Genomic DNA, 25,223 nt, shown 5'->3' on the forward strand with positions numbered 1-25,223 from the left:
ACTATGATTTAACAAGACGCACGATATAAAGCAGCAAAATTGCCCCGATAGTAGCGGTGATGAGAGAGCCAATAGCATTCGTGGTCGCCATACCAAACAAACGAAACGCAAAACCACCGATAAATGACCCAACAACGCCGATAACAATGTTACCCAGCAGACCAAAGCCGACACCTTTAGTAAACTGGCCAGCAAGCCAACCCGCAATGGCACCAATAATTAAGAAACCGATTAAGGACATGTGAGCCCCTCCAACAAACTAAAACCCTCTCAAGTTAAGTTCATCAATATCATTTGCGATAGCGAACTCAGGGTAAAAAGAACACAATTACACCGCTGTCGCAGAAAGGCATCAAAAGTAAAAATACCCAATTGGCTGAAATGCTGTTTAACTCATTGATTTACCGAAGTCACTTGGGTATAGGCATAAAGATAGGTTGTAGCTTTGATTTGTAGATTCAAACCAGAGCGATCAAGCCGTTTGACGACTTGATGAAACGCATCCTCGCCCTGGAATTTCGCTTGCAGTCGATTGTATCGCCCGGTCGATGAAAAGAGTACGTGAGCCAAATTCTGCGCGCTCACATCAAGTGCCACCGTTTTTACACTACCAATATTACGACGAAGTAACTCACAATCATCAAAATTAATTTCATGATCATAATGCATAGGTGCCGTCTCTGGCATTTGTATTCCCAAGCACAACAGCCATTCATCTAGATGTACTTCAAAGTCATATACAATCACGTGCGCCTCTGGCTTGCAGACCCGTTTGAGCTCCTTTAGCAAACTTGGCGACTTTGCGTAATTAAGCGATCCTGCGAACGTCACGAGATCAATTTGTTGGTCGGGTATGTTAAGTGCTTCACCGTCCCCTATGCAGTAAGCGATATTCGCCCATGGCTCAGTGGTCAAAATAGCTTGTTCAATCATTGCGATGCTGGGGTCAACGGCAATAATCGCCTTACAATAAGGTATTAAAGCTCGCGACGATACGCCCGTGCCGCATCCAATATCCAGTGCAATATCGATTTCCCCTCGACCACTAGTCTGAAAAAATTCAGCCAAAAGCGCTTGATGCAGCGGAGGCCGATACGCCGCGTAATGAGAGGAGATCGCATCATTGTAATCATCATGCACCACGTTTTTTTCTCTATCACCCATTTTGTCTGTCCCTGATTTCAAATAGTAAGCACAACACATTTTTCAACCTAGATTCAAATGAAACCCACACTGATTGAGTGACGCCACTCTAGGTCAAGTCGCCGGGCATTTGTTTGAGCTCTGCGGCATGTTTGGGCATTTATTTGCAGTGGATTTCAAATACAAAAGAATAACTCGACTGATTTCACAGTTTGAGTACAATCGCCGCGGAATTTAATGACACTTTATTTTTGATGAAAATCGGCAAACGTCTTACTCAATTGCATGCATTAGTTGGTCATAATTATGACCACATTTGGGATTGCTGCTGCGATCATGGGCTGCTTGGCATGTCTCTGCTTAAATCACACCCCAACAGCCAAATTCATTTTGTTGACATAGTACCGTCAATCATTCAGTCGCTAAGTGAGCGGCTCAGTCGCGAATTCACGGATAATCCCATGTGGCACACCCACTGCCTAGACGCCGGTCTTTTACCCATTAACGACTATTCTGGACGTCATTTGATCATAATTTCGGGTGTTGGTGGCGATTTGATGCTTGAGATGATAACCAAGCTCAGAGCGCATTGTGACGACATAACTTTTGATTTCTTGCTCTGCCCAGTTCACCATCTTTATCACCTTCGCCAGCAGCTCAAGGCCTGGCAATTCAGTTTGATTGATGAAAAGCTGGTATTGGAAAATAAACGGTTTTATGAATTACTGCTGGTTTCAACCCGTCATCAGACTGCCAATAACCAGGTCATCAGCGAAACAGGTGAACAAATTTGGCGTAGTGACAACGAAACAGAGCGTTCAACCAAACAGCAATATTTACAACAGACTTTGGCCCATTATCAAAGGATCCAGCGCAGCAAACCCGAGAAAGTTAAGGCGATTATCACGGCTTACCAAGCCGTTGAAACATAATCTTTAAAGGAAAGTACCACATCTCTAGGCTTAAATGAGGCGTGTTGAAAATACCTGCATATTTTATATGGAAAAGCGCTAGACGCTGTTGATGCTCTCACGTAATGTATACCCAAGTGACCTCAAGATGCAGGATTCAGAGCCTACTCACTGGGCTGAGAGCAAGGCAAACAACGTAGCGAAATAGCCAGTCTATTTTCAAGTTGTTTAACGCAGCCATCAGTTCAGTGATCGGCTCCCAAAGGGCGAGCTGTCTTGGTTCATCAGCTTTGTTGACGATTTTCGATTGAGGGCCACTCAATCTTCAAATCCTCGCCTCACTGACAAACCAAGTCATTCTCGCTGAACCTCGCATCTTGAGGTTACTTGGGTATATATCGAGGTATCCAAACCTAGGCGCTTATCATGCTTTGTAAATTTGAGGGACGCGATTAGTCTCGATACCATTGCAATAGAGCGCACAAAATAAATAGAACCAAGGAAGTTACATGCAACTCAACATTCCAACCCACTACAAGCCGCTACTTGGCCTTCGCGACACCGAAGTCGCCATCAAAAAACTCAAAGATTATTTTGAATATGCTCTTGCGTATGAATTGTATCTAACTCGCGTTTCAGCACCGCTTTTTGTCAAACCTGAAACAGGGCTTAACGACAACCTAAACGGCACCGAGCGTCCCGTTTCTTTTGATCTGCTCGATGATAATGGCGCTGAAGTTGAAGTTGTCCATTCGCTGGCAAAGTGGAAACGTATGGCGCTAGCTCGCTATGGCTTTGACACCGATGAAGGTCTTTATACAGATATGAATGCCATTCGTCGAGATGAAGAGCTAGACAACATCCACTCAATTTATGTTGACCAGTGGGACTGGGAAAAAGTATTAGATAAATCGATGCGCAATGAAGCTTATCTACAAAGCACAGTGCAAAAAATTTATAATGCGTTCCTAAAAACAGAAAACTACATTTACCAAGAATACCCCGTTCTGGAAAAGCGCCTACCGGAGCAAGTGACCTTTATTACCTCTGAAGCTCTGCTACAGAAGTACCCGAATATGACCGGTAAAGAGCGTGAAAACGCTATCTGCAAAGAACATGGCGCTGTTTTTATTCAAAATATTGGTCACAAACTTTCAAATGGTGAACGCCATGATGGCCGCGCACCGGATTACGATGACTGGAATCTCAACGGCGATCTGCTGTTTTGGAACCCGGTACTCGACAGCGCATTAGAACTTTCTTCAATGGGTATTCGCGTGAGTGAAGAGAGTCTGCAAACACAACTGAGTATCGCCGGTTGTGAAGATCGGGCGCAACTGCCGTTTCATCGTGGCGTGCTCGACAAGCAACTCCCCTACACGATTGGCGGCGGTATCGGCCAATCTCGAATTTGCATGTTCTTCTTGCAAAAAGCGCACATCGGTGAAGTTCAAGCGTCAATTTGGCCTGATGCTATGATTGACGAGTGTGAAAAAAATCAAATCATTTTGCTGTAATCTCACTGCAGTCGATATACCCAAACAACTTGGAGTTGCAGGTAGGAGATCAACGAACAAGACTTCGAACACTTCGTGAACATAGATAAACTATGTGATGAGGTTTGCGATTGCCCGTCCCGATCTCGTTAACAAAAAGCGCTGCAACTTCAAGTGGAACGGGTATAAAACCCTCATCACAAAAGCACGTGTGATGAGGGTTTTCGAATCACAGTCATAACCAATATTAAGGGGAGCAGTATACCCAAGTGACCTCAAGATACTGGATTCAGAGCCGGTTCACTGAGCTGAGAGCAAGGCAAACAACGCAGCGAAATAGCGAGTCTATTTTCAAGTTGTTTAACGCACTTTCGTTACAACAAAAAGCGGTTCAGTGATTGGCTCCCAAGGGGCGAGCTGCCTTGGCTCATCAGCTTTGTTGACGATTTTCGATTGAGAACCACTCAATCTTCAAATCCTCGCCTCACTGACAAACCAAGTCATTCTCGCTGAACCATGCATCTTGAGGTTACTTGGGTATAAAACAAATGTGATACAGTTTAATTTTACCTCGTGACGGCACTCTCATATTTATGTTGATTTAGGTGTTATGAATCATCAAATATTAACCAAAGGTTACTTTTCGACCGAAATATATCTCATTTAAATTAACACAAATAAAATAGTTTTAATAAAACACTCTACGCCTGCTATTCATACCTTAACCTCATCCTATTAGCCTAATAATTCTCCTCCCAAGAGTTTGATGTGAAACTCATTTAAATGACACTTAACGTTATGATTGCATTATCATTTTTTTAATAAAAATCATTATTCTCTCTTCTCTGTGACAAGCTTAACAGCATGTTATTCAACAGTTTGATTATTTTGTTCTTAAGAGTATATTTCAAATGTCTCTGGGGGGAATAATAATGTTACAAAAGCTAAAATTTGGCACAAAACTCACTGCTGCTGCCTGCCTAGCCGTCACTTTAGGTTGCAGTATTGTTGGGTATTTAGGTTACTCATCTTCAAAAGAACAAATTATCTCTGAATCGCGACAACAGATCGCGACATCGTCACTGATTTACACCACTGAATTTTCGACTTGGCTGCGTAATAAAGAAATTTCGATCGAGAACATGCCACAAGATGCTTCTTGGATGCTAGTCAAAAACATTCTCAACGTACTTACGGCAACAGGTGAATTTGATAACTTGTTCATGATTCATGAAGACGGCTCTTTTAAGAAAACCGAAAATATTAGCATTGCCCAGTTTTCCGAAGGTGATGCCAATCAATGGGAATGGGCTCAAGCCACACATAACAACGACAAGTTGACCTTATCTAAGGTGTATAAAAACGATGAAACAGGCAACAAAAATATATTCATCGTGAAAAAACTGCCTTATTACGAAGGCACGATTTTAATGGCAGGACAAACTGACATTACTCCTATGGAGAAGTCACTAACGGAGCTGCGCCTGCCCGGTAATGGTTTTGCTTTCGTAGCCGATCAAAGTGGCACGATCCTTTACGGCACAGCTCGTGACGTCAAACCAAACATCAACCAATATAACGTTAGCCGTGCAATGCTGCAAAGCAACCGCGAGCTATCGGAAATCAATTTTAACAACCAAACCTATCTGGCTTATGTCGAAGCAATCCCAGGAACGGAACTCAAAACGGTACTGATGATCGAAGAGTCATCATTAATGGTGGACATTAACCGTGTTGCTATGAGCCAGTTACTGACATCGATACTGGTTATCCTGGGCAGCCTTGCAGTCATTTTCCTGCTAATGAAAAAATTAATGCGTCCACTGGAAGAAGTTACCGCTGCATTAACTGAAATTGCTCAGGGTGAAGGTGATCTCACAAAAACGTTAAAAGTCTCTGGTGATGATGAAATCGGCATGTTGAGTAAGTCATTTAACACGTTTATTCAAAATCTGAGTGGCATTATCAAATCTGTCGACACTCAAGCGGTTGAGCTATCGGAAATTTCTAAAATTAGTAAAGATCGCACCGTTATGGCAACGAATATGCTTTCTAAACAGCAAACCGATGTGGAAATGGTGGCAACGGCGGTTAACGAAATGAATTTTGCTACCGTTGAAATAGCACGTCACGCAGATCAAACGGCAAAAACAGCGCAGTCATCTTCTGAGCGTGCCATAAAAGGGTTGGAAATTGTGACCAACTCAATATCGACCATTGGCTCGCTTTCTAACGAAATCAAGAGCACGTCAAGCGTGATCAATAATCTAAACCATCACGTAACCGAAATTGGTGGCATTCTTGATGCCATTAAAGGGATTGCCGATCAAACCAACTTACTTGCACTCAATGCTGCAATTGAGGCAGCTCGAGCCGGCGAAGCTGGCCGTGGATTTGCAGTGGTCGCTGATGAAGTTCGTTTATTGTCACAAAAAACGCAAGAGTCAACGTCTGAGATCAGCGGCACTATCTCTACGCTTGAAAGTATTGTTGCCAAAGTAACGGCCCTAATGGAAACCAGTGCGAGCTTGGCGCAAGAGACGGTGGCAGAGTCTGAAGACGTATCACAAGCGTTTGAAAATATTAACGCGTCAATTCAAGAGATCTCTTCAATGTCGCTGCAAATTGCCAAAGCGGTAGAAGAGCAGACTTCTGTAACCGATGAGGTTTCAAAAAATATTAACCAAATTCAAGAGGTTTCTCACGAATTGGCTCGCGGTTCACAACAAACGTTGAACGACTCAAGCGACATTTCAGCTAAATCGCTTGAAGTGTCTGCGTTGATGAAACAATTTAAAACCAGTTAAGTTAAAAAACACAACGCCAAAAAAACGCCCCAAATTCGGGGCGTTTTTTTATTATTTCCTCCCCAACACTCTATTAACGCTTTTGCTATCACTGAGGTTTATTGACTAAGATATTAAACTATAACGAACACCTTACACGCAGTAATGTACTAGGAGTCAAAATGATTAACATGAATTTTGAGGATCAAGTTTGGATTAACACGGATGCCGAAGAGTGGACCCTCAGTCCTAACAAGGCGGTTTGGCGTAAACCACTAGAGCGAGAAGCAGCAGAAAGTGGGCGCGCGACAAGTCTTGTTAAATTTGCCGCAAACGCGACATTCACGCCGCACGAGCACCCTGGGGGTGAGGAAATTTTCGTATTGGATGGTGTTTTCAGTGATGAGCACGGTGATTACGCCGCAGGTAGCTATCTCAGAAATCCCGCTAACTCACATCACACCTCTTTTAGTCGCTCTGGCTGCACCTTATTGGTTAAATTAAACCAATTTCAAGCTGATGATCATGCAACCGTTCGTATCGATACACACCAAGCAGAGTGGTTTAGTGGAATTCATCAAGTTCAAATCATGCCACTACATCAATTCGGTACTGAGCACGTTTGTCTCGTCAAATGGCCAAAAGGTGAACGCTTTAACCCGAACCACGGTTCAAAGGGTGAAGAGGTTTTCATTCTTTCAGGCGAGCTTCGTGAAGGCCAGTCTATCTACCCTGCTCATTCGTGGCTTCGCTTTCCTCAAACGCAGATTCACGCTCTAGAAGCCATTGAAGACAGCGTCATTTGGCTTAAAGCCGGTCATTTACCCAAATAGTTAAGGCGCTGACTCTCAAAAACCTCATCACATAGTTTGTCTATGTTTGCGAAGTGGTTAGAGGCTTTTTTGTCCGCTTGCCACCTACCGGCGCCTTTAAGTTGTTTGGGTAAAATGATTATTTATCTACAGTTAAAACTGTTTTAATTTAATAACACTCGCCGTCCTCTACGCAACTCTTTACACTGCACATTAAACCGTATATTGGAGAAGACAATGAGCAAAACCCTACTACTCACCGGAGCCACCGATGGCATTGGCTTTGTTGCTGCAAAGATGTTTGTTGAACAGGGTCATCGTGTCCTGCTTCACGGACGCAACGAAGAAAAACTTCAGCATGTACAAGCCCAATTGCTTGATCTTTATTCTGATGCCAAAGTAGATACTTTTTTGGCCGATCTCAGCGACCTTGATCAAGTTGTAGCGATGGCCAAAGCAGTTCGCTCTCATTATTCTGAGCTTGACGCACTGATTAATAACGCGGGCGTATTCCACGCCAATCCAACGCAAACCCGCCAAGGTTTCGATATCCGCTTCGCAGTCAACACATTTGCGCCAGTGGTACTAACCGAACAGTTAATGCCACTATTGAAACGAAAAGAGGCGCGCGTGGTTAACCTTTCGTCAGCGGCGCAAGCAAGCGTTGATATTGATGCCATGATCCATCATAAGCCGTTAAACGCCAACGCGGCTTACGCCCAGAGTAAGCTTGCTCTAACGATTTGGAGTCGAGTCAACGGTCTTGCACATCAAAGCCAAGGGCCAATGATGGTTGCTGTTAACCCTAAATCTCTATTAGGTAGTAAGATGGTCAAAGAGGCTTATGGCATTGATGGCGGTGACATTCGTTTAGGCGCAGACATCATTTGTCGAGCAGCATTAGACAGTGAGTTTGACAATGCACACGGCCAATATTACGACAATGATATTGAAGCATTTGGCCCACCGCACCCTGATGCACTTAATGCTCAAACAAGCCAGGCAGTATGCCAAGCCATTGAAAACACTCTTCGCCCTTGGTTGGTCTAAAAAATCAATATATACCCAAACAACTTGGAGATGCAGGTAGGCGGCAAACGAACACAGCCTCTGAGCACTTCGTGAACATAGATAAGCTATGTGATGAGGTTTGTGAGAGCCAGCCAACAACGCTGCAACTTCAAGTAGGACGGGTATAACCAAGATAATTGAATTTGCAGCAAGGCGACGTGTAAGCACGAGCCTGATGAGCAGAGATGCACCATGTGATTGAGGTAAGTGCACAAAATCAACTCAGATGCAGCTTCAAGTATCAAGCGGATAAGAGCGCTTTTTTTCAAGTTTCGGTATACTCTGCTGTGTTTAAGGAAAAAGGACATCCTATGAAAAAATTATTACTCGTGTGTGGCTTATCAGCGCTGTTAATTGGTTGTTCTGATAATGAGGTTGGAGACGTGAGTTTGGGAATTTTCACGCTCAAAGACATCAAGTTGAACTCTTTAGTGGACCCTTTAGTTCCCGGCGTCACATGTCATGTTGCCAGTATTGAAGCCGACCTTAGCCTTGCCGATCCAAGTGACAGCTCAATCTCTTGCCGTCAGACCAGTGAAATTACACCTGAAATGATTGCGCAAATTAACAAATCCAAAGACGGCGAAGTGATCTTCACCAAATCAAAAAGTATTTTCTTTAAATCAATGAAGATTCGCAGAATCTTTGACCAAAAACATCAAACGCTAATGTATCTCTCGTACTCGACAAAAGAGACTTCAGGTAGCTTCAAACATAGTTTATCGACAGTGCCACTTTGGGGCACTAAAGCTTATGTCGAGCCTGCGCAGCAAAAGTAAATGGCATAAACACATCAAATTCAGCGGCTGTACCCAATTCAATTGATCGCGCATATCTGACTTGGGTATCAGCTGTTCAAATTAAAAATGCGATTGTTCTTAATATCACTTATATAGCAGTGAATAAATTTAACGCAAACGTTTGCGCGACGATGCTTTTTCGCTTTACTTTCCTTTTTACCATCGTATTATTGCCGGCAATTTCTCCTTGAACGCTAAAGTGTTGGAGCTTCTGTTATGCTGTCAGACATTGAAATTAGTCACACCACCGAGCTTAAACCCATCGCAGCAATTGCCCATCGAGCCGGCCTGCATGATAACGAATTCAACGCTATTGGAGCTCATAAAGCCAAGGTCGATGCACAAGCTGTATTGAAACGCTTTGATGACCAACACGACGGTAAATTCATTTTGGTTACTGCGGTAACGCCTACACCACTTGGCGAAGGCAAAACGGTCACGACTATCGGTCTATCACAAGGGCTACAGACCCTAGGCCGTTCCGTCATGACTTGTATTCGCCAGCCTTCTATGGGCCCCGTATTTGGAGTCAAAGGTGGCGCCGCTGGCGGAGGTTATTCACAAGTGGCTCCAATGGATGAACTCAACTTACATCTCACCGGAGATATTCATGCTGTTACAGCGGCGCACAATTTAGCGTCGGCAGCGATTGATGCACGCCTTTACCATGAGCAGCGTGATGGTTATGAAGCCTTTGAGGCTCGCACCGGGCTCAAAGCACTGCGAATCGACCCAAATCATGTGGTTTGGAAACGAGTGATTGATCATAACGACCGCGCGTTACGCATGGTCACAGTCGGACTAAATGAACCCAATAAATCGGTCAATGGCTATGTTCGACAAGATGGCTTTGATATTTCCGCTGCATCGGAATTGATGGCGATTTTAGCGCTGGCAACGGATCTTCATGACATGCGTAAACGTATCGGTCGCATTGTTGTTGCCTATGATTTTGATCATAACCCCATTACAGCGGAAGATCTGCAAGTCGCCGGCGCAATGACCGTCGTACTTAAAGACGCTATCAACCCAACCTTAATGCAATCACTTGAAGGGGTTCCGACACTGATCCACGCAGGTCCTTTTGCCAATATTGCGCACGGCAACTCTTCGATAATCGCCGACCGAGTGGCGCTCAAACTCGCCGATTATGTGGTTACCGAAGCAGGATTTGGCTCAGATATGGGGTTTGAAAAAGCGTGTAATATCAAAGCGGCAGTATCAAATCACGCCCCAGATTGCGTAGTGCTGGTAGCAACACTGCGCAGCTTAAAAGCGAATTCGGGTCTTTATGATTTGCGTCCAGGCGCAGCGCTTCCCGATTCACTGGTGACGGAAAATCACGCGGCGCTCAAAGCTGGGTTTGCTAACCTTGAATGGCATATCAATAACATTAAAAAATATCAGTTGCCCGTCGTTGTCGCGCTCAACCGTTTTCCTCAAGACAGCGATAGTGAAATTGCGCAATTGGGCCAGTGGATTCACGAACTTGACCCCGAAATCGGTTTTGCACAAAGTGAAGCCTTTGCTAAAGGCGGTATTGGCACACAAGCACTTGCTCAAGCGGTACTGAAGGCGTGTGAACAACCACATAACTTCACGCCGTTATACACCACAGAGATGGGATTGCTCGAAAAACTGACAGCAGTTGCCACTCGAGGCTATGGCGCTCAAGCACTTCATTTGAGTGAGCTGGCCCAGCAACAATTGGCCCGATTCGACGCGTTAGGCTTTGGCTCTAGCAGCGTTTGCATCGCCAAAACCCCGCTATCCATTTCGGCCAATGCGGCACTAAAAGGGGCGCCCAAAGCGTTTGACCTTGATATTCGTGAACTTAAGCTCTGCGCCGGTGCCGGTTTTATCTACGCGCTCACAGGCGATGTGATGACCATGCCCGGATTGTCAGATAAACCCGCCTTTATGGCGCTTGATATTGACGCCAACGGACAAATTATCGGCCTATCCTAACCACTCAAACGCGCTTCACGCATTTCTACTCCCTCGCCCAAACGCTCAGCTGGGCGAGGTTTTCCATGCTTTTTCTGCCCTTCCCACCCTTCTATTTTCAATTTTAAAACTCAAATTATTCACAACGCCATGCAATTTTCTGGCTATGGTTGAAATAAAGATCCAACTTGTTGGGTCTAGTTAATCAGATTTTGCTTATTTGATAATCAAATTCGCTGAGCGGTTGAGCGAGCTGAGCATCATCAAAAATAAAACACTCACCCGTCTAATGGAGATTTGACATGAACAAAATTGAAAAAAGCGCCACATTTGCCTCACTCGCTCTTTCTGTTGCTCTTAGCTCTGCCGCGTTCGCTGCTGATGCGCCAGCTGGCAGTACAGGCGCTGCAATTGGCGCAAGCGATAAAGTTCATTGCTATGGTGTGCACGCGTGCAAAGGCAACTCTGATTGTAAAACCGCTGATAATGCTTGTAAGGGCCAAAATGTTTGTAAAGGGCATGGATTCAAAGCGATGGACGCCAAAACGTGTTTAGATTCTGGCGGTGTAATTGGCGATATTCAGTAATCCTACGATTTAGGGAGCAATCACGGTGCGGGTCACCAAACTCGCGCTGTGGTTGTTCCTGTTATTACACCAAACGCAAAGGATGCACTATGACAGTGAGCTTTGGGTTGGGTTTACGAACTCAGCACTATCACGATTTTCTTGAAACCCCACAACCTGTAGATTGGCTTGAGGTCATTTCAGAAAACTTTATGGTTAAAGGCGGTAAGCCGCTTACGATGCTCGATAAAATTCGCGCCAATTACCCAATGACAATGCATGGCGTCTCAATGTCGATTGGTAGCGTTGACGGACTCGACCGAGAATATCTCGCGCAATTAAAGCAACTAGAACAGCGCATCGAACCGTTATGGGTGTCCGATCACCTCTGCTGGACGGGTTGCCACGGTAAAAAGCTCCACGACTTGATGCCACTGCCTTTCACCAAAGAGGCACTTAACGTCGTATCGCGCAATATTCTTCAAGCTCAAGACATTTTACAGCGCCCTTTAGTGATCGAAAATGTCTCAAGTTATGTCGAATTCACCTGCTCTGAAATGAGCGAATGGGCGTTTTTAAGCGAGGTGTGCCAGCGTACTGACTGTGAATTACTGCTTGATCTGAATAATATTTATGTGAGTGCCATAAACCACAACTTCTCCTGCGAGGATTTTATTAATGGCATCCCTCGTGAGCGTGTACGACAGTTTCATCTTGCTGGTCATCAAAACAACGGCACGCATTTAATTGACACCCACGATCACCCGGTTTGCGAGGCAGTTTGGACGCTTTATCAGCGAGCGCTAACACGATTTGGCCCTGTGCCGACAATGATTGAGCGAGACGATGATATTCCGCCAATCAGCACTCTGCTGAGTGAGCTTGATATTGCGCGAAAACTGGCGGCCGCAACGTTCACCGACAGCACTGTCGAAGCGTAATTAATTAAAGGACTAACATGACCTTAAACGAGCTTCAAATCGAGTTTCAAAATATTGTCCTTGCACCTTGTTGCCGAGGCGCCGATTGGGTCACCCAAAACACGCCATCATCATCTGAAAACCCGTTATCTGCCACAGAACGGCTAAACATTTATCACAATGCCTATCGAGCGCGCTTGCTGGAGGTAATGGAAGATACCTTTGCCCATACCGCACTGTATCTTGGTGAAGTTTGGTTTGAGCAATTGGCAAAACGTTATATCGAGTTACACCACTCCACATTTAACAACATTGGTCTCTATGGCGATTTATTCGCCTCGTTTTTACACCAGCAATTACCACAAGATGGTGACGTCGCCGAATTAGCCACAATGGACTGGCAATTAAGGCGCGCCTTTGATGGCAAAGAGAGTTTTGCAATGACACTCGAACAGTTAGGGGCAATTGCCGCGCAGCACGGCGACGCGCCGTTGACCCTCTGTTTTGTGGCCACCCTGTCGCGCGTGCCAATGGCATTTAATACGCTCGAAATTTGGCACGCAATTGACCAAGAGCAAACGCCACCCGTCGCCTTCGCGCTTCATAACCCGATTGATGTTGTTATCTGGCGTAAAGGAGACTCACCGCACTTTCGCAGTTTATCGCCAATGGAGTCTCAAGCCATTCAATGTGTAGAAAATGGATTGGATCTCAACGAGATTGGCGATCATCTTCAAACAAAGTTCCCACAAGAGAATATCTCTGCTGAACTCGGCTTATTGATCCAGCGTTGGATCAGCGATGAAATGTTGGCATTTGCCCCTGTCACTCAATAACCACGGTATATATACAACGGGCATATACCCAAACAACTTGAACTTGCAGGTGGGCGACAAGCGAGCAAAGCCTCTGAGCACTTCGTGAACATAGATGAGCTACGTAATGAGGTTTGTGAGTGCCAGCCCCTTAATTTTTTAAAGAAAAGCCCTGCAGCTTCAAGTGGGACGGGTATACTCATACCTGATTTACAACACTGTTGCTATACATCGACAGCGTTGAGCCTGTTCGCGTTGCTTTAATATCAATTCGCTGATTCATCTGCTCTTTGAGTTCCGAGACATGAGAGATCACGCCAATCATTCGTCCCGAAAGTTGCAATTCAATCAAAATATCAATGGCTAAGTCGAGTGATTCCGCATCTAGACTGCCAAACCCTTCATCGATAAAAAGCGTGTCTAACCGAATCCCACCTGCGTAAGATTGCACCACATCCGAAAGCCCGAGCGCGAGAGCTAATGCCGCCATAAAGGACTCTCCCCCTGAAAGAGTGGCAACATCGCGCGTTTTCCCGGTATAGCTGTCTTCCACCATGAGATCGAGACCGCGACCTGCAACGCCTTTAAAACCGTCTAGTTTACGTTGAAGCAAATAACGGCCTCGACTCATTTTTGCCAACCGCTCTGACGCCTGAATTAAGACATCGTCGAGCAAAACACCAAGCACAAACCGATGCAAACTGATGCGACTGCCGGTTTTACCGCTTGCGACATCGTGCAAAGTGCCAAACACCTTATACTCTTCGGCAAGCTGTTGGTTTGCTTGATTAATCGCGCTAACTTTCTCTGTCACCGTTTGGTACTGACGCCACTGAGTGGTGATGTGATCAAGCTGAGCCTGATGCGCCTGATGTTGCTCTTGTGTAGCGACCAACTGCGCCGTGACTGTGATTAAATCCGTCGCCGGCTGCGCATTGACTCGCGTGCTCAAATCCGCAACGGTCTGCTCCAATTTTATCTGGGCCGTACCAAATTCATTCAGCTGCGCACGCCACTGTGCAATACTTTCTTCACTTGCGCGGGTTTGGAGAAATTCGGCCTCATCAGCAAAGCAGGAGTTTGCTAACGCCTCACTCCAGTGTGTATTTGCTTCATTCTCAGCTAAATCGGCTTGATTCAACCAGGTGATATGAGAGTGATGTTCGGCTTGAACTTTTGAAAACGCGATACGTTGCTGCTCGAGATGCTGCTGCGCTCCTTGCCATTGTTGTTCAAGATTTCGAAGCGCTTGGTCTACGTTTTGTCGCTGGGCATCAATATAAGCCAGGTTAATCCGCTGCTCTTTCACTGTGTCAGGAACAAGCTGAGCGACAGTTTCAAGCACCTTCTGCGCCTGTTCGCTCAAAAGATCCAAACTTGCCACCAGCCCGATATGTTGTTGTTCGGTCGTTTGGCATGTCTGCGCCCCTTTTTCACAACGGGCGCGCAGCGTAACCAGATGTTGCTCAAGCGATTCGAGATTGATCGTCTCAAGACGATTCAACTGACCATTGACTTGATTTAGCGCGTCCATCACTTGCTCACGGGTCTGATAAGCGTGCGTTACCAACGACTCTTGATACTCTTGATGCTGCTTTTGGTGCAATTTGTGCGCTTCTACCAAAGCCGCAAGCGCAGTCTGCTGCTCGTTTAATGCACTTAATGCACTCTCAACAAGTTGACGACTTTGTTTCACTTGCTCTTGAGTGATAACGGCATTCTCAAATTGCGCCAAATGCGGGTGCGCTTCACTGCCACAAACGGGGCATGGAGTACCCGGCTCTAATTTTGCCGCCAGTACCGCGGCCTGCGCGCGATGCCAAGACAGCTCCACTTCATCGGCTCGATGCTGCGCCTGCTGCCAAACGGCTGTGGCTTGAGTCACGTTATGACGCTGCGCCTCTTGTTGCTGGCTCATTTGCGCCAGCGTGGCCGCCAATCCATCGATTTTATCCAGCAACTGCAGCGTTGCAGAGAAAGCTTGCTGCTCCGAGACCCATTGCGGCTTCAAGCTCAATTCATTTTTGCTCTGATGAATGAGCAGCTCATGCTGCTGGCTCTCTTGTTCTAACTTGGCAAGATGTTCTCGAAAGCGCGTTAAATCGGACCTGAGCTTGACCTCTTCCGTTTGCTTACTTTGCTGTGACGCAAGCAATTGCCCATATTCCATCGCATACTGCTTTTGCTGTTTGAGCGTATCGCGCTGCAACTCTAACTCGCCACGGTGTTGGGCTTGAGATTGAGCCTCTTTCCACGCCTCTTCGGCGTGAGCTAACATTTTCTGCTGAGCAGTCTCTTGTTCGGCCAAATGGCCGACTTGTGTTTTCAGCGTCGCCGTTTTTTGCTGCGCGTCTTGCCACTGAACATGAACTAGAGCCAGACCTCGCGCTTTTTCAGCTAAATTACATCGAGCTTCAAGCGCCTCCATTTCTGGCAAGCTTTGCTGATGCGCCGCTAATTGCTGCTGCTGATACGTCAGTTCGTTTTGCTCTTTGATGTAAAGCTCTGCTTGACGTTTTTGCTGCTGCAGATCAGTCACTTGTGTGGCTGTTTGTTGATGGGCGAGCTGGCATTGGTTCAGTAGTGGCTCAAGTTGGCAACCCAGTTCAACCAACTGCGCTTCATTTTCAACATTGATCACCTGCAGGGCGCCTTGGATCTGATTGTCAAACTCGCCTTTGCGCTTGGTAATATCGCTGGCGCGATCTTTCAATGCCCATTCAATCCGCTTGTAAATATCCGTTTGAAACAACTGGCCAAAGATTTCTTCACGTTGGGTCGATGAGGCCAACAACAATTGTCTAAACTGGCCTTGGGGTAGCACCATGACTTGACGAAATTGTGAATCGCTCAATCCTAATAATTGAGTGATTTCGGTTTTTACTTGGCTGGTTTTGCTCGTGATCAGCTCTAACTCGCCGTCAATTCGGTACAAAGAGGCGCTGTGTTTGCGTAATGTGGTTCCCTCACCACGGGCTTTGGGCTGAAACTGCTCGGGCGCTCGCTGCACGCGATAACGTTTATCGCCAAGCGCGAACTCTAAGGTGACTTCTGTTGGCACATTTTCAGGTGCGAAATCGCAACGCATTTGATTGCCCTGGCGTTCTGCACCTGTGGTTTCGCCATAAAGCGCAAAACAGATCGCATCGAGAATCGACGTTTTACCCGACCCCGTTGGGCCATTAATTAAGAACAATGGGTTATTGCCAAGCTCAGCAAAATTAATTCGCTCCGTACCGGCAAAAGGGCCAAACGCCTGCATGGTGAGTGTAATTGGTCTCATGTCGCCCTGCTATTTCTGCAATTGTTTCAGAATCTGATGAACCGCTTGAGCTTGTTCATCGTTCAAGCTATCACCTTGTGCTTGCGCAAAAAAATCGTCAAACATCTCAAATTCGCTGCGCGCCAGCTTCGCCTGCCCCATCGGATTTTCCACCCCTATCAGCATTCCCGGCTTTTCCAAGTGCAACACATTGGGATAAACCTCTCGCAGCTTCTCCATCGGGTTTAAAATGGCGTGTTTATCGGTGAGACGGACTAGCAGATAATCTTCTCGCTTAGGATCGCTGACGCCTAGCTCAAGTAACCTTGCCAGCTCCCCTTCAATGATGCGCATTTCATGAGGCGCACGCAGATCAAGATGCTCAATACATACAGGCCCCTCTTTGGTCAGTTCAACCAAGGTGACCCCTTTACGTTGATGCTGTTCAGAAAAGCTGTATTTCATTAGCGAGCCGGAATAACGGATATGCTCTGCACCTTTATATTGAGGCTGGTGCAGATGACCGAGCGCGACATAATCAAACGATAAAAAATGTTCGTGACTCACGCGATCTGAGCCGCCAATAGACAAAGGCCGCTCTGAATCTGAATCGATTGCACCGTCGACAAAACAGTGGCTTATTAGAACATTGCGCATCGAACTATCGCGCTGTGCGATGATCTGCTCAACAAGCACCTGATGCGCGCTATCAAAATCGCTTACACGTTCCGAAAAATGGTGGCGTACTTGCTCAGGATCGGCGTACGGAATGCCAAAAAACGCCACTTCACCGACCGTATCACTGCGCAAAATGACGGGCTTTGTCATCGCGTCAAATGATCCAATGATATATAATCCGCTGGCTTTGAGCTGCGAAGCTGCAAACGCGAGCCGCTCAGCCCCATCGTGATTGCCGGGGATCAAAATCATCGGAATGTTGAGTGCGCCACAGACTTCGTCCACCACATGATTAAGCAGCTCGATCGCTTTTGTCGGCGGCACTGAGCGATCATAAATGTCCCCCGCTACGATCAGTGCATCCACAGGATGTTGCTTTAGATAATCAATTAATTGGGAGAGCACAGCCGCCTGATCATCAATCAGGGATACGCCGTGAAATTGTCGGCCGAGGTGCCAATCTGATGTGTGAATAAATTTCATGAAATGAGCGCGCAAAACAGAAAATCAAAGCCGCAGTGTAGCGTAAAGCGTGCTTTTTCCCAACGACGCTTTTTTCGCAATAGCAAACAAAGGCTGAATCAGAAAATTGAGTTGGAAATGCCGAATAAGAGCAGAGGCAGATGAGTGTCGCGAGATTTAAAAGGGAAAACGAGGAAAAAGAATGGAGGCGCCTCCCGGAGTCGAACCGAGGTCCACGGATTTGCAATCCGCTGCATGGCCACTCTGCCAAGGCGCCTTCGTGAAGCCTGCGTTGGCTTCGAGGCGTAATGTACCCGTTTGACGAACAGAGTCAAACGCTAATTTCCTTCAATTGATTCGTTTGCAGTTTTTAACAGCAATTCGATGCAAGTTACGTCAAATCGCGAATAAAACAGGCGCAGCCGATTGCACCTGTTTTATACCCGCCCCACTTGAAGTTGCAGTGGTGTTGACTGGTACTCACAAACCTCATCACATAGCTCATCTATGTTCAGAGGCTTTGCTCGCTTGTCGCTTACCTGCATCTTCAGTTTGTTTGGTTATATTCATTAAAGCTGATTTAGTTAATTTTGACGTAAGTTGGGCCATCAAAGCTGTTTACGGCAGGTGCTTTACCTTTAAATTTCTCGTAATCAACCAGACAAGTATACGCGCTACACGCTTGCGCCAACTCTGATGTACCTATATCAAGCGTCACTGTATTGGGGTCGCCATACGTATCTATCGCGCCAATCTCCGAACCCGTTGGCCCATACCACGCCCCCTCTTGAATACGAATCACCCCTTGAGGAAAGTCGTTTGACACTACGGCGCCGGCTATCAACTGTCCCCGATCATTGTACACACGGATCAAATCACCGGTTTTAATTCCTTTTGCTTTTGCATCGACTGGGTTGATATACGCAGGCTCGCGCCCTTGAACTGCATAAGTGGCTCGCAGCGCGGGGGATTCACACATCTGCGAGTGTAACCGACTGTTTGGGTGGCACGACTGCAACCAGAAAGGATGCGCTTTTGAGCCCGGTCCACCATGGGAACGTTCGGCCTTTTCAAACCACATTGGATGTTCTTGGCAGTGCGGATAGTTGTATGAGCCAATTTTCTTACTGCTGATCTCAATAAAGCCTGACGGAGTTCCCAGTGGATTAAGCTCGGGATCACGACGAAACGCTTGGTGGCGAACAAAGGTACTGCCCTCACCAAATGAGACATAGCCATCTTTCCAGAACGTCGCAAAATCAGGCATCTCAAATTTGCCTTTATTGGCCGCCGCGCATTCGTCATACAGTTTTTTCACCCACTGCATTTCCGTCATATCACGGGAGTATTCTTTATCGAGGCCAAAATGTTCTGTTAGCCCTTTAAAGATCTCAAAGTCGGTACGCGATTGAAAGAGAGGGTCTACGAGTTTATGCATAGCGAGGACGCCAGTGGCTGAATAGGCACCATAAAGGTCAATATCATTACGCTCAAATTGAGTACAGGCAGGTAAGACAATATCGGAAAAACGACAGGTTGCCGTCCATGCAAAATCAATGGTGACTGCCGTTTCAATATTGTAGTACGCCTTCTTCATCCGATTGTGATCTTGATGGTGATGCCAAGGGTTATTGCCACTGATCACTACCATTTTAATGGGCGGTAATTTAACTTTGTTACCGTTGTAATTGATCTCTTTGCCCGGCTCTTCAATCGCTTCAATCCAACGTGCCACGGGAATCGTGCTTGAATAGCCTTTGAAATCCACATTGGTGTGAATGGGTGTCACGCCCGCATCAACGTTGCGAGGAAAACCACCCGGTCCGGCAGCGCCTGTCACCGGTTCACCAATACCACTGTAATGGTGCGCGTAAGAAATGCCGCCCCCCGGCAGGCCAATGCCACCAAGCATGCTGGCAATCACCGCCCCCATCCAATAAGGCTGCTCACCATGCTGCTGCCGCTGAATACACCAGCCAAACATAATTTGCGTGCGCTTGCTCGCCATCATTCGCGCAAAATCACGAATTTTATCCGCTGGAATGCCGCAAAGCGCTTCAGCCCATTCTGGTGTTTTCTCGACCTTATCTTTGGTCTTACCCATCACATAATCGACAAAGCCCTCAAACCCTAAGCAGTAAACCTTGATGAACTCCTTATCGTAGAGATCTTCCTTATACAGGGTGTGGGCAATCCCAAGCATAAAGGGAACATCCGTTTGAGGGTTAATATACTGATGTTCACAATTGAGGTAATTTTGTGTTTTGGTCACAACAGGGTCGACCGAGATTACTCGAATTTTTTTCTCAGCAATTTTATCTTTGAGCTGCTCGAAATTGCCGTACACATCATGTGTGGGGCATTGCCAGCCCACTTGCGCATTTTTCACCGGATCGTTAGCCCAGAAAATGATCTGTTCTGCATGCTCTAACACGAGAGACCATGAGGTTTGCTGAGCGTATACTTCGGTGGAACCAAGGACGTAAGGCATAATGGTTTGCCCCGCGCCGGTGGAGTAATCACCAATTTTCTTAACAAAGGTGCCGTGCATGGCGAGTGCGCGCTGCATGTGCGTGGTACAACTGTGGAACTGCCCGGTTTGTCGCCAACCGGTTTGACCGGCGAGAAGGCCTGATGGGCCGTATGTCTTTTGTACTCGCTCAAGTTCGCTGTAAAACAGATCCAGTGCCTGCTCCCACGTGACACGAACAAAACGGTTATCTCCACGTGTGGTTTGCCACCCTTCGTTGCGCTTGAGCCAATCCAATCGCACCATGGGGTAACGTACCCGAGAAGGGTTATATATCAGACCCTTAATCCCTTCTAGCATGTGCGTTGGATGCTTATCATGGGAAAATGGCACGACCTCAATCACTTCACCACCGCCCACTCGAGCGCGAAACGCACCCCAGTGTGAGCCCGTTGTGCGCCATGCGCCGTTGACAATTTCATCAGTGGCACTCTGCGCATTCGCCAGCGGCGCCAGTAGGCTTGGACCAATAACAGCCGAAGCACTGGTGGTAAATAACCCTTTGAGGAAGGTGCGTCGAGTGATAGACATACGGCAAGTCCTCTAATCAGTTAATGGGCGACAAAGTCGCTTGAATGATACTGGAGATACTTCAGAACCAGCGTTTTGGTGTTGCGATCAAAGTTGACAAAACCCATCATGCCATCGAACATCCCAGGCCAAGTATTGGCATCAAAATGCGCCTCTTCTGGCTGGGTATGACACAGGCTACAGTTGGTGTTGTACGACTCTTTGGCTTGACGCCAAATAACGTCCACATCGTTAACGAAGTCTGCTTTCTTAACCCAGAGATCGACCTCCACTTTCTGCCACGTCAGCCCTGTTAACTCGTCATCTTTTTGCTCGCCAGTTACGATATGAGTATTGCTCTGTGCGACCTCTTTACTTAGAGAAGCTGACGGTATATTAAGGCCAAAATCGGCGTAAATAATTCGGCCATACCCTTTCATCTTGCGCCAACCTGAAATCGCAATTTGCACCGAGTCTTTACTTTCATCGATGATTTTGACGCCTGTTGCGGGATCAAGTGAACCAGCAGGCTGTTTTAAATCGTTATCTAGATAAAGATTAACGTACTGAATGGAATAAATTTCGTTGCCGCCATCGTAGTCGGTGCTCTCTGACGCCGTGACTAACTTGCCTTGAAAGCTGTTGTCGTTCGCCATCTGTTTCGGTAACGAGTGCGCGACGCCTTTGTGACAATCGATACAGCTCTGATTGGTCGAAGCGGCATGCATCATTTGCGCACGCGACGCGGGACGCATTTTGTCAAAATCCATGTTTTGATAGAGGTGACAATGCTTACACTCTTTTGAGCTATTGGCAGAAAAGCGTTCCCACTCGTTTTGAGCTAGCCTCAGGCGATTTGCATCAAATTTTGCTGGCGTATCAATAATGCCAAACACAGCAGCGTACACCTCTTTTGAAGCCTGAATTTTACGAGCGATCTTGTCGGTCCAATTGTGCGGCACGTGACAATCTGGACACGTGGCTCGAACGCCGCTGCGGTTTTTCCAGTGCACCGTTTTTTGAAGCTCGGGATATACAGTATCGCGCATGCTGTGACAGCTTATGCAGAACTGCTCTGTGTTGGTAACGGCAAGAACCGTGTTAAATCCGCCCCAGAAAATGACACCAGCGACAAAACCACCGAGGGTCAACGCCCCTAAACTATAATGGACCGCGGGCTTTCGCAGTGTTCGCCAGATTCTCAAGATTAACTCTTTCATAATGGATCCCTTCTGCAATTGATCTGCACGCTGACACCACATTAAGTGTGCCAGGCGCGATTGCGTCTCAACCTGCACTCAATTTATGTTATCGCTTTTACCAAACTCTGAGGCCACAGCGCTCTTCAAGCGCACCCACTTGACGCGGCCTAGCCATGCCCCGGAGGACCAAACACAAACAGTTGCAACATCCAAACGATGAAGCCGTATCCACCAATTAAAATGACCGAGAGCAGTGGAAACAGCACCACCGCAATAGTGATAAAGGCGAGAGACTCATCGCTCTTTTCACGCTTTTCTTCAGCTGTTAAAGGTTGTTTCGACATATGCTTTGCTCCGCTATCTTAGCCCACACGCATTCATTGCTACGTAGTGGGAGCAGCTCTGTATCAAAAATTGTAGGTGGTCGAATCCAGTCTGCGTAAGGCGAAACGACAAAATCATCAAAAGTGTCACTAATGAGAGGTGTTATACCCAAATAACTTAAAGACCCAATCAGGTAAATAGTAACCAAATCCTTTGAACTGATTGCGAGCAAGAATCGCCATTCAACACAACAGATTTGTGACAGCGTCACCAAAAGCATTCTAAACACTCTCGGTTTACACTGTAAAGTGGTGATAACTTTATCACTAGCGAGCAAAAATACCGCATTCAAAACGCTATAAGTTGAAACAAATAATGCATATTTGTGTGTAACTTGTTACTGTTATGCCAATAAATTTTAGTGCGATGCTGATACATTAATGAGTAAAAAAACGATTGTGGAGTTTGCTTCTGTCAGCAAATGGTATGGAGAGTTTCAAGCCTTAGATCAGATCAACTTGCAGGTAGACGAAGGTGAGATTTTGGTAATTTGTGGCCCTTCAGGCTCAGGTAAATCCACTCTCATTCGTTGTATTAACCAGCTAGAATCGTATCAGCAGGGAAACCTTAGCCTATTTAATCAACCAACCACCCCATCACGCGGGCTCTCCATTGGTCGATGGCGCAAAAATGGCGAGTCACACCATCATTCCTATCGTGGAAAAGTTGGCATGGTATTTCAGCACTTTCACTTGTTTCCTCACCTTACTGTGCTTGAGAACTTAACCCTTGCACCAATGCGAACCCTTGGTTTAAAACCACACGAAGCGAAGGAACGTGCTCTGCAATATTTACAACGGGTGCGTATAAGTGAACAAGCGGATAAATACCCCTCTCAATTGTCCGGTGGTCAGCAGCAACGCGTCGCGATTGCGCGCGCCTTATGCATGGAACCTGAGCTACTACTTTTTGATGAGCCAACGTCGGCGCTCGATCCTGAAATGATCAAAGAAGTGCTTGATGTCATGATTGAATTAGCCAAAAGTGGCATTACCATGATTTGTGTTACCCATGAAATGGGCTTTGCTAAAAAAGTCGCGAGCCGTATGGTGTTTATGGATCAAGGTAGCATTGTTGAAGTCAATGAGCCTGAAGCATTTTTTAGTGCGCCGAGCCACCCTCGAACTCAAGCCTTTCTTGAGCAGATTTTAGGGCATTAAATCATTATGCAAACTGTGACTCGCCACTATAACCGTTTAGAACAAGGTACCCCATCACCCTGTCAAACGGCCTTACGTGTCATAAAGCCGATACTTCAAGCGCTATGCCAGATGATTATCTTGATCGCCGCTCTGCTATTTTTGCTCGATAGCGGCGCTAAAAACATGGATTACCAGTGGCAATGGCAGCGTGTGAGCGACTATATCGCGTTTTATGAAGAGGGCCGCTGGTGGCCTGCGGAATTGCTTCAAGGGCTTACGGTCACAATCAAACTGTCGATATTAAGCCTTGTTGCTACAATGGCAATTGGTCTGATAACGGCCCTATTACGTAGCTCATCCTCTCTGGTTGGCAGATTGCTGGCCTTTAGTTACATCACGCTGATACGTAACACTCCACTATTAGTGCAAGTCTATGTGCTCTATTTTATTCTTGGTCCGATGTTGGGCTTAGAACGATTTACGACCGCCGTAGTGGCACTGGCTCTATTTCAAGGTGCCTATACTGCTGAAGTCATTCGCTCTGGTCTCAACGCCATACCAAAAGGACAATTTGAAGCCGCACAAGCGCTAGGAATGAGCAAACCTTACGTCTACTGGGACGTTATCTTGCCTCAAATGCTAAGGCGAACCTTACCTGCCTTAACCAACGAAGCGGTCTCTTTAGTCAAAAACTCTTCCATTGTCTCTGTCATGGCAATATTCGACTTGACCACCGAAGCACGCAATATTGTTGCAGAAACCGCCATGCCCTTTGAAATTTGGTTTACCGTGGCCGCGCTCTATCTGTGCTTAACGTTAACACTCTCTGGTGTCGCCGCATGGTTAGAGCATCGTTTCACACTGAAACATAATTAAAAACACAATCACAACAATACAAGCCTCAACAGAAGGAAAATCATAATGAAATGGACCCGTTACTTGGCAAGCATACTCACGAGCATAGCCACGAGCTTATCCATAGTGATCTCCAGTACCACGCTCGCTGCGGATAACAATGCTACCCCCAATATTGACCGAATCGAACAAAGAGGGACACTGCGTGTCGGTATGTCAACCTTCGTACCTTGGGCAATGCGTGACAAACAAGGTGAATTAATTGGTTTTGAAATTGATGTGGCAAAACGCTTAGCAAAAGATGCTGGCTGGCAAGTTGAATTTGTACCAACAGCATGGGATGGCATCATTCCAGCGCTGCTTGCCGATAAGTTCGACGTCATCATTGGTGGCATGTCAATCACACCAGAACGCGCTAAAAGCGTGCTGTTTACTCAGCCCTACTCTCATTCTGGCGTGCAAGTCGCTGCAAATCGTAAATTGGCTGAAGGTAAAGTGTCGCTCGCGGATTTCAATTCTCGTCGCATCAAAATTGCAGCTCGCCGCGGCGCGTTTACCGTTCAGGTAGCACGTGAGTCATTTCCCAAGGCGAAAATCTTGCAATTTGACGACGAAGCTCAAGCCTTCCAAGAAGTCATCAATGGCAATGCTCATGCGGTCATCGCCTCAAGCCCCAAACCAGAGCATGAAAGCATCAAACACGATGACATTCTATTCCTCCCTTTTGATGAGCGGCTCGCTCAAGGCAATGAAGCATTTGCCGTTCGTCTCAAAGATACAGATAAAAAAGCCTTTTTTGATCGTTGGATCCTGGCACGCACAGAAGATGGTTGGCTAAAAGAACGCTATGAATACTGGTTTTCAACATTAGACTGGCAAAATGAAATTGCCACTGGTCAGTAAGGGAACAAAGCACCAATGAAAGACTCTT

The 25,223-nt window shown here is 46.4% G+C and carries 20 protein-coding genes and 1 tRNA gene; 13 read left to right on the plus strand and 8 right to left on the minus strand.

Annotation, left to right across the window (positions count from 1 at the left end; translation table 11 throughout):
- Position 1 precedes the first annotated feature (1 nt).
- Together HGP28_RS10930 and HGP28_RS10935 are read right to left on the minus strand one after the other, a co-directional pair.
- On the minus strand, positions 2-241 hold the full coding sequence (locus HGP28_RS10930) for a GlsB/YeaQ/YmgE family stress response membrane protein (RefSeq protein WP_168836492.1): 240 nt from the start codon (positions 239-241) through the stop codon (positions 2-4).
- 152 nt (positions 242-393) lie between these two features.
- Entirely contained in the window at positions 394-1,164 is a 771-nt protein-coding gene (locus HGP28_RS10935; protein ID WP_168836493.1) for a class I SAM-dependent methyltransferase, read from the minus strand.
- A gap of 191 nt (positions 1,165-1,355) precedes the next feature.
- Here HGP28_RS10935 and HGP28_RS10940 point away from each other — a divergent pair, with 191 nt between their 5' ends.
- From HGP28_RS10940 to HGP28_RS10985, 10 genes are all read left to right on the plus strand, one after another.
- Positions 1,356-2,075: a tRNA (adenine(22)-N(1))-methyltransferase gene (locus HGP28_RS10940; RefSeq protein ID WP_246225685.1), complete on the plus strand. Its 720-nt coding sequence runs from the start codon at positions 1,356-1,358 to the stop codon at positions 2,073-2,075.
- 488 nt (positions 2,076-2,563) lie between these two features.
- Positions 2,564-3,571 carry an aspartate--ammonia ligase gene (gene asnA / locus HGP28_RS10945; RefSeq protein ID WP_168836494.1) on the plus strand — a complete coding sequence of 336 codons (1,008 nt, stop codon included), beginning with the start codon at positions 2,564-2,566 and terminating at the stop codon, positions 3,569-3,571.
- 911 nt (positions 3,572-4,482) lie between these two features.
- Positions 4,483-6,357: a methyl-accepting chemotaxis protein gene (locus HGP28_RS10950; protein WP_168836495.1), complete on the plus strand. Its 1,875-nt coding sequence runs from the start codon at positions 4,483-4,485 to the stop codon at positions 6,355-6,357.
- A 161-nt stretch (positions 6,358-6,518) separates the two neighbouring features.
- Positions 6,519-7,169: a cupin domain-containing protein gene (locus HGP28_RS10955; RefSeq protein ID WP_168836496.1), complete on the plus strand. Its 651-nt coding sequence runs from the start codon at positions 6,519-6,521 to the stop codon at positions 7,167-7,169.
- A 216-nt stretch (positions 7,170-7,385) separates the two neighbouring features.
- Positions 7,386-8,198: an SDR family NAD(P)-dependent oxidoreductase gene (locus HGP28_RS10960; RefSeq protein ID WP_168836497.1), complete on the plus strand. Its 813-nt coding sequence runs from the start codon at positions 7,386-7,388 to the stop codon at positions 8,196-8,198.
- 332 nt (positions 8,199-8,530) lie between these two features.
- Positions 8,531-8,998, plus strand: coding sequence for a CreA family protein (locus HGP28_RS10965; RefSeq protein ID WP_168836498.1), 468 nt, complete (start codon positions 8,531-8,533; stop codon positions 8,996-8,998).
- A 237-nt stretch (positions 8,999-9,235) separates the two neighbouring features.
- A complete protein-coding gene (locus tag HGP28_RS10970; RefSeq protein WP_168836499.1) occupies positions 9,236-10,987 on the plus strand; it encodes a formate--tetrahydrofolate ligase in 1,752 nt (583 codons plus the stop codon).
- A 281-nt stretch (positions 10,988-11,268) separates the two neighbouring features.
- On the plus strand, positions 11,269-11,553 hold the full coding sequence (bufA2, locus tag HGP28_RS10975; protein WP_168836500.1) for a BufA2 family periplasmic bufferin-type metallophore: 285 nt from the start codon (positions 11,269-11,271) through the stop codon (positions 11,551-11,553).
- A gap of 89 nt (positions 11,554-11,642) precedes the next feature.
- Complete coding sequence (gene bufB / locus HGP28_RS10980) at positions 11,643-12,473, plus strand: MNIO family bufferin maturase (protein ID WP_168836501.1); 831 nt, start codon at positions 11,643-11,645, stop codon at positions 12,471-12,473.
- 17 nt (positions 12,474-12,490) lie between these two features.
- Positions 12,491-13,288 carry an HvfC/BufC N-terminal domain-containing protein gene (locus tag HGP28_RS10985; RefSeq protein WP_168836502.1) on the plus strand — a complete coding sequence of 266 codons (798 nt, stop codon included), beginning with the start codon at positions 12,491-12,493 and terminating at the stop codon, positions 13,286-13,288.
- Between the two features lie 178 nt (positions 13,289-13,466).
- Here the strand turns inward: HGP28_RS10985 and HGP28_RS10990 are convergent, their stop codons facing one another.
- The 6 genes from HGP28_RS10990 to HGP28_RS11015 all read right to left on the minus strand — a co-directional run bounded on the left by HGP28_RS10990 (position 13,467) and on the right by HGP28_RS11015 (position 22,255).
- Positions 13,467-16,550: an AAA family ATPase gene (locus HGP28_RS10990; RefSeq protein ID WP_168836503.1), complete on the minus strand. Its 3,084-nt coding sequence runs from the start codon at positions 16,548-16,550 to the stop codon at positions 13,467-13,469.
- Between the two features lie 9 nt (positions 16,551-16,559).
- Complete coding sequence (locus HGP28_RS10995; protein ID WP_168836504.1) at positions 16,560-17,690, minus strand: exonuclease SbcCD subunit D; 1,131 nt, start codon at positions 17,688-17,690, stop codon at positions 16,560-16,562.
- A 182-nt stretch (positions 17,691-17,872) separates the two neighbouring features.
- A tRNA-Cys gene (locus tag HGP28_RS11000) sits at positions 17,873-17,946 on the minus strand.
- Between the two features lie 303 nt (positions 17,947-18,249).
- Complete coding sequence (gene torA / locus HGP28_RS11005) at positions 18,250-20,730, minus strand: trimethylamine-N-oxide reductase TorA (protein ID WP_168836505.1); 2,481 nt, start codon at positions 20,728-20,730, stop codon at positions 18,250-18,252.
- A 20-nt stretch (positions 20,731-20,750) separates the two neighbouring features.
- Positions 20,751-21,929, minus strand: coding sequence for a pentaheme c-type cytochrome TorC (gene torC, locus HGP28_RS11010; RefSeq protein WP_168836506.1), 1,179 nt, complete (start codon positions 21,927-21,929; stop codon positions 20,751-20,753).
- A 149-nt stretch (positions 21,930-22,078) separates the two neighbouring features.
- Entirely contained in the window at positions 22,079-22,255 is a 177-nt protein-coding gene (locus HGP28_RS11015) for a periplasmic nitrate reductase, NapE protein (RefSeq protein ID WP_168836507.1), read from the minus strand.
- A 420-nt stretch (positions 22,256-22,675) separates the two neighbouring features.
- Here HGP28_RS11015 and HGP28_RS11020 point away from each other — a divergent pair, with 420 nt between their 5' ends.
- The 3 genes from HGP28_RS11020 to HGP28_RS11030 all read left to right on the plus strand — a co-directional run bounded on the left by HGP28_RS11020 (position 22,676) and on the right by HGP28_RS11030 (position 25,195).
- Positions 22,676-23,455, plus strand: a complete 780-nt coding sequence (locus tag HGP28_RS11020; RefSeq protein WP_168836508.1) for an amino acid ABC transporter ATP-binding protein — start codon at positions 22,676-22,678, stop codon at positions 23,453-23,455.
- Positions 23,456-23,566: 111 nt separating this feature from the next.
- The gene (locus tag HGP28_RS11025; protein WP_246225690.1) at positions 23,567-24,313 is read left to right on the plus strand and encodes an amino acid ABC transporter permease; all 747 of its coding nucleotides are present in this window, start codon (positions 23,567-23,569) and stop codon (positions 24,311-24,313) included.
- Between the two features lie 102 nt (positions 24,314-24,415).
- Positions 24,416-25,195 carry a transporter substrate-binding domain-containing protein gene (locus HGP28_RS11030; RefSeq protein ID WP_439333853.1) on the plus strand — a complete coding sequence of 260 codons (780 nt, stop codon included), beginning with the start codon at positions 24,416-24,418 and terminating at the stop codon, positions 25,193-25,195.
- Positions 25,196-25,223: the final 28 nt, after the last annotated feature.

Origin of the sequence: Vibrio agarilyticus, from assembly GCF_012641465.1 — a bacterium.
Taxonomy (GTDB): Bacteria; Pseudomonadota; Gammaproteobacteria; order Enterobacterales; family Vibrionaceae; genus Vibrio; species Vibrio agarilyticus.

Bases quoted from the DNA above. Each gene is read 5' to 3' on its own strand.
- HGP28_RS10930 (WP_168836492.1), bottom strand. From the start codon at position 241: ATGTCCTTAATCGGTTTCTTAATTATTGGTGCCATTGCGGGTTGGCTT.
- HGP28_RS10935 (WP_168836493.1), bottom strand. From the start codon at position 1,164: ATGGGTGATAGAGAAAAAAACGTGGTGCATGATGATTACAATGATGCG.
- asnA (WP_168836494.1), top strand. From the start codon at position 2,564: ATGCAACTCAACATTCCAACCCACTACAAGCCGCTACTTGGCCTTCGC.
- HGP28_RS10950 (WP_168836495.1), top strand. From the start codon at position 4,483: ATGTTACAAAAGCTAAAATTTGGCACAAAACTCACTGCTGCTGCCTGC.
- HGP28_RS10955 (WP_168836496.1), top strand. From the start codon at position 6,519: ATGATTAACATGAATTTTGAGGATCAAGTTTGGATTAACACGGATGCC.
- HGP28_RS10960 (WP_168836497.1), top strand. From the start codon at position 7,386: ATGAGCAAAACCCTACTACTCACCGGAGCCACCGATGGCATTGGCTTT.
- HGP28_RS10965 (WP_168836498.1), top strand. From the start codon at position 8,531: ATGAAAAAATTATTACTCGTGTGTGGCTTATCAGCGCTGTTAATTGGT.
- HGP28_RS10970 (WP_168836499.1), top strand. From the start codon at position 9,236: ATGCTGTCAGACATTGAAATTAGTCACACCACCGAGCTTAAACCCATC.
- bufA2 (WP_168836500.1), top strand. From the start codon at position 11,269: ATGAACAAAATTGAAAAAAGCGCCACATTTGCCTCACTCGCTCTTTCT.
- bufB (WP_168836501.1), top strand. From the start codon at position 11,643: ATGACAGTGAGCTTTGGGTTGGGTTTACGAACTCAGCACTATCACGAT.
- HGP28_RS10985 (WP_168836502.1), top strand. From the start codon at position 12,491: ATGACCTTAAACGAGCTTCAAATCGAGTTTCAAAATATTGTCCTTGCA.
- HGP28_RS10990 (WP_168836503.1), bottom strand. From the start codon at position 16,550: ATGAGACCAATTACACTCACCATGCAGGCGTTTGGCCCTTTTGCCGGT.
- HGP28_RS10995 (WP_168836504.1), bottom strand. From the start codon at position 17,690: ATGAAATTTATTCACACATCAGATTGGCACCTCGGCCGACAATTTCAC.
- torA (WP_168836505.1), bottom strand. From the start codon at position 20,730: ATGTCTATCACTCGACGCACCTTCCTCAAAGGGTTATTTACCACCAGT.
- torC (WP_168836506.1), bottom strand. From the start codon at position 21,929: ATGAAAGAGTTAATCTTGAGAATCTGGCGAACACTGCGAAAGCCCGCG.
- HGP28_RS11015 (WP_168836507.1), bottom strand. From the start codon at position 22,255: ATGTCGAAACAACCTTTAACAGCTGAAGAAAAGCGTGAAAAGAGCGAT.
- HGP28_RS11020 (WP_168836508.1), top strand. From the start codon at position 22,676: ATGAGTAAAAAAACGATTGTGGAGTTTGCTTCTGTCAGCAAATGGTAT.
- HGP28_RS11025 (WP_246225690.1), top strand. From the start codon at position 23,567: ATGATTATCTTGATCGCCGCTCTGCTATTTTTGCTCGATAGCGGCGCT.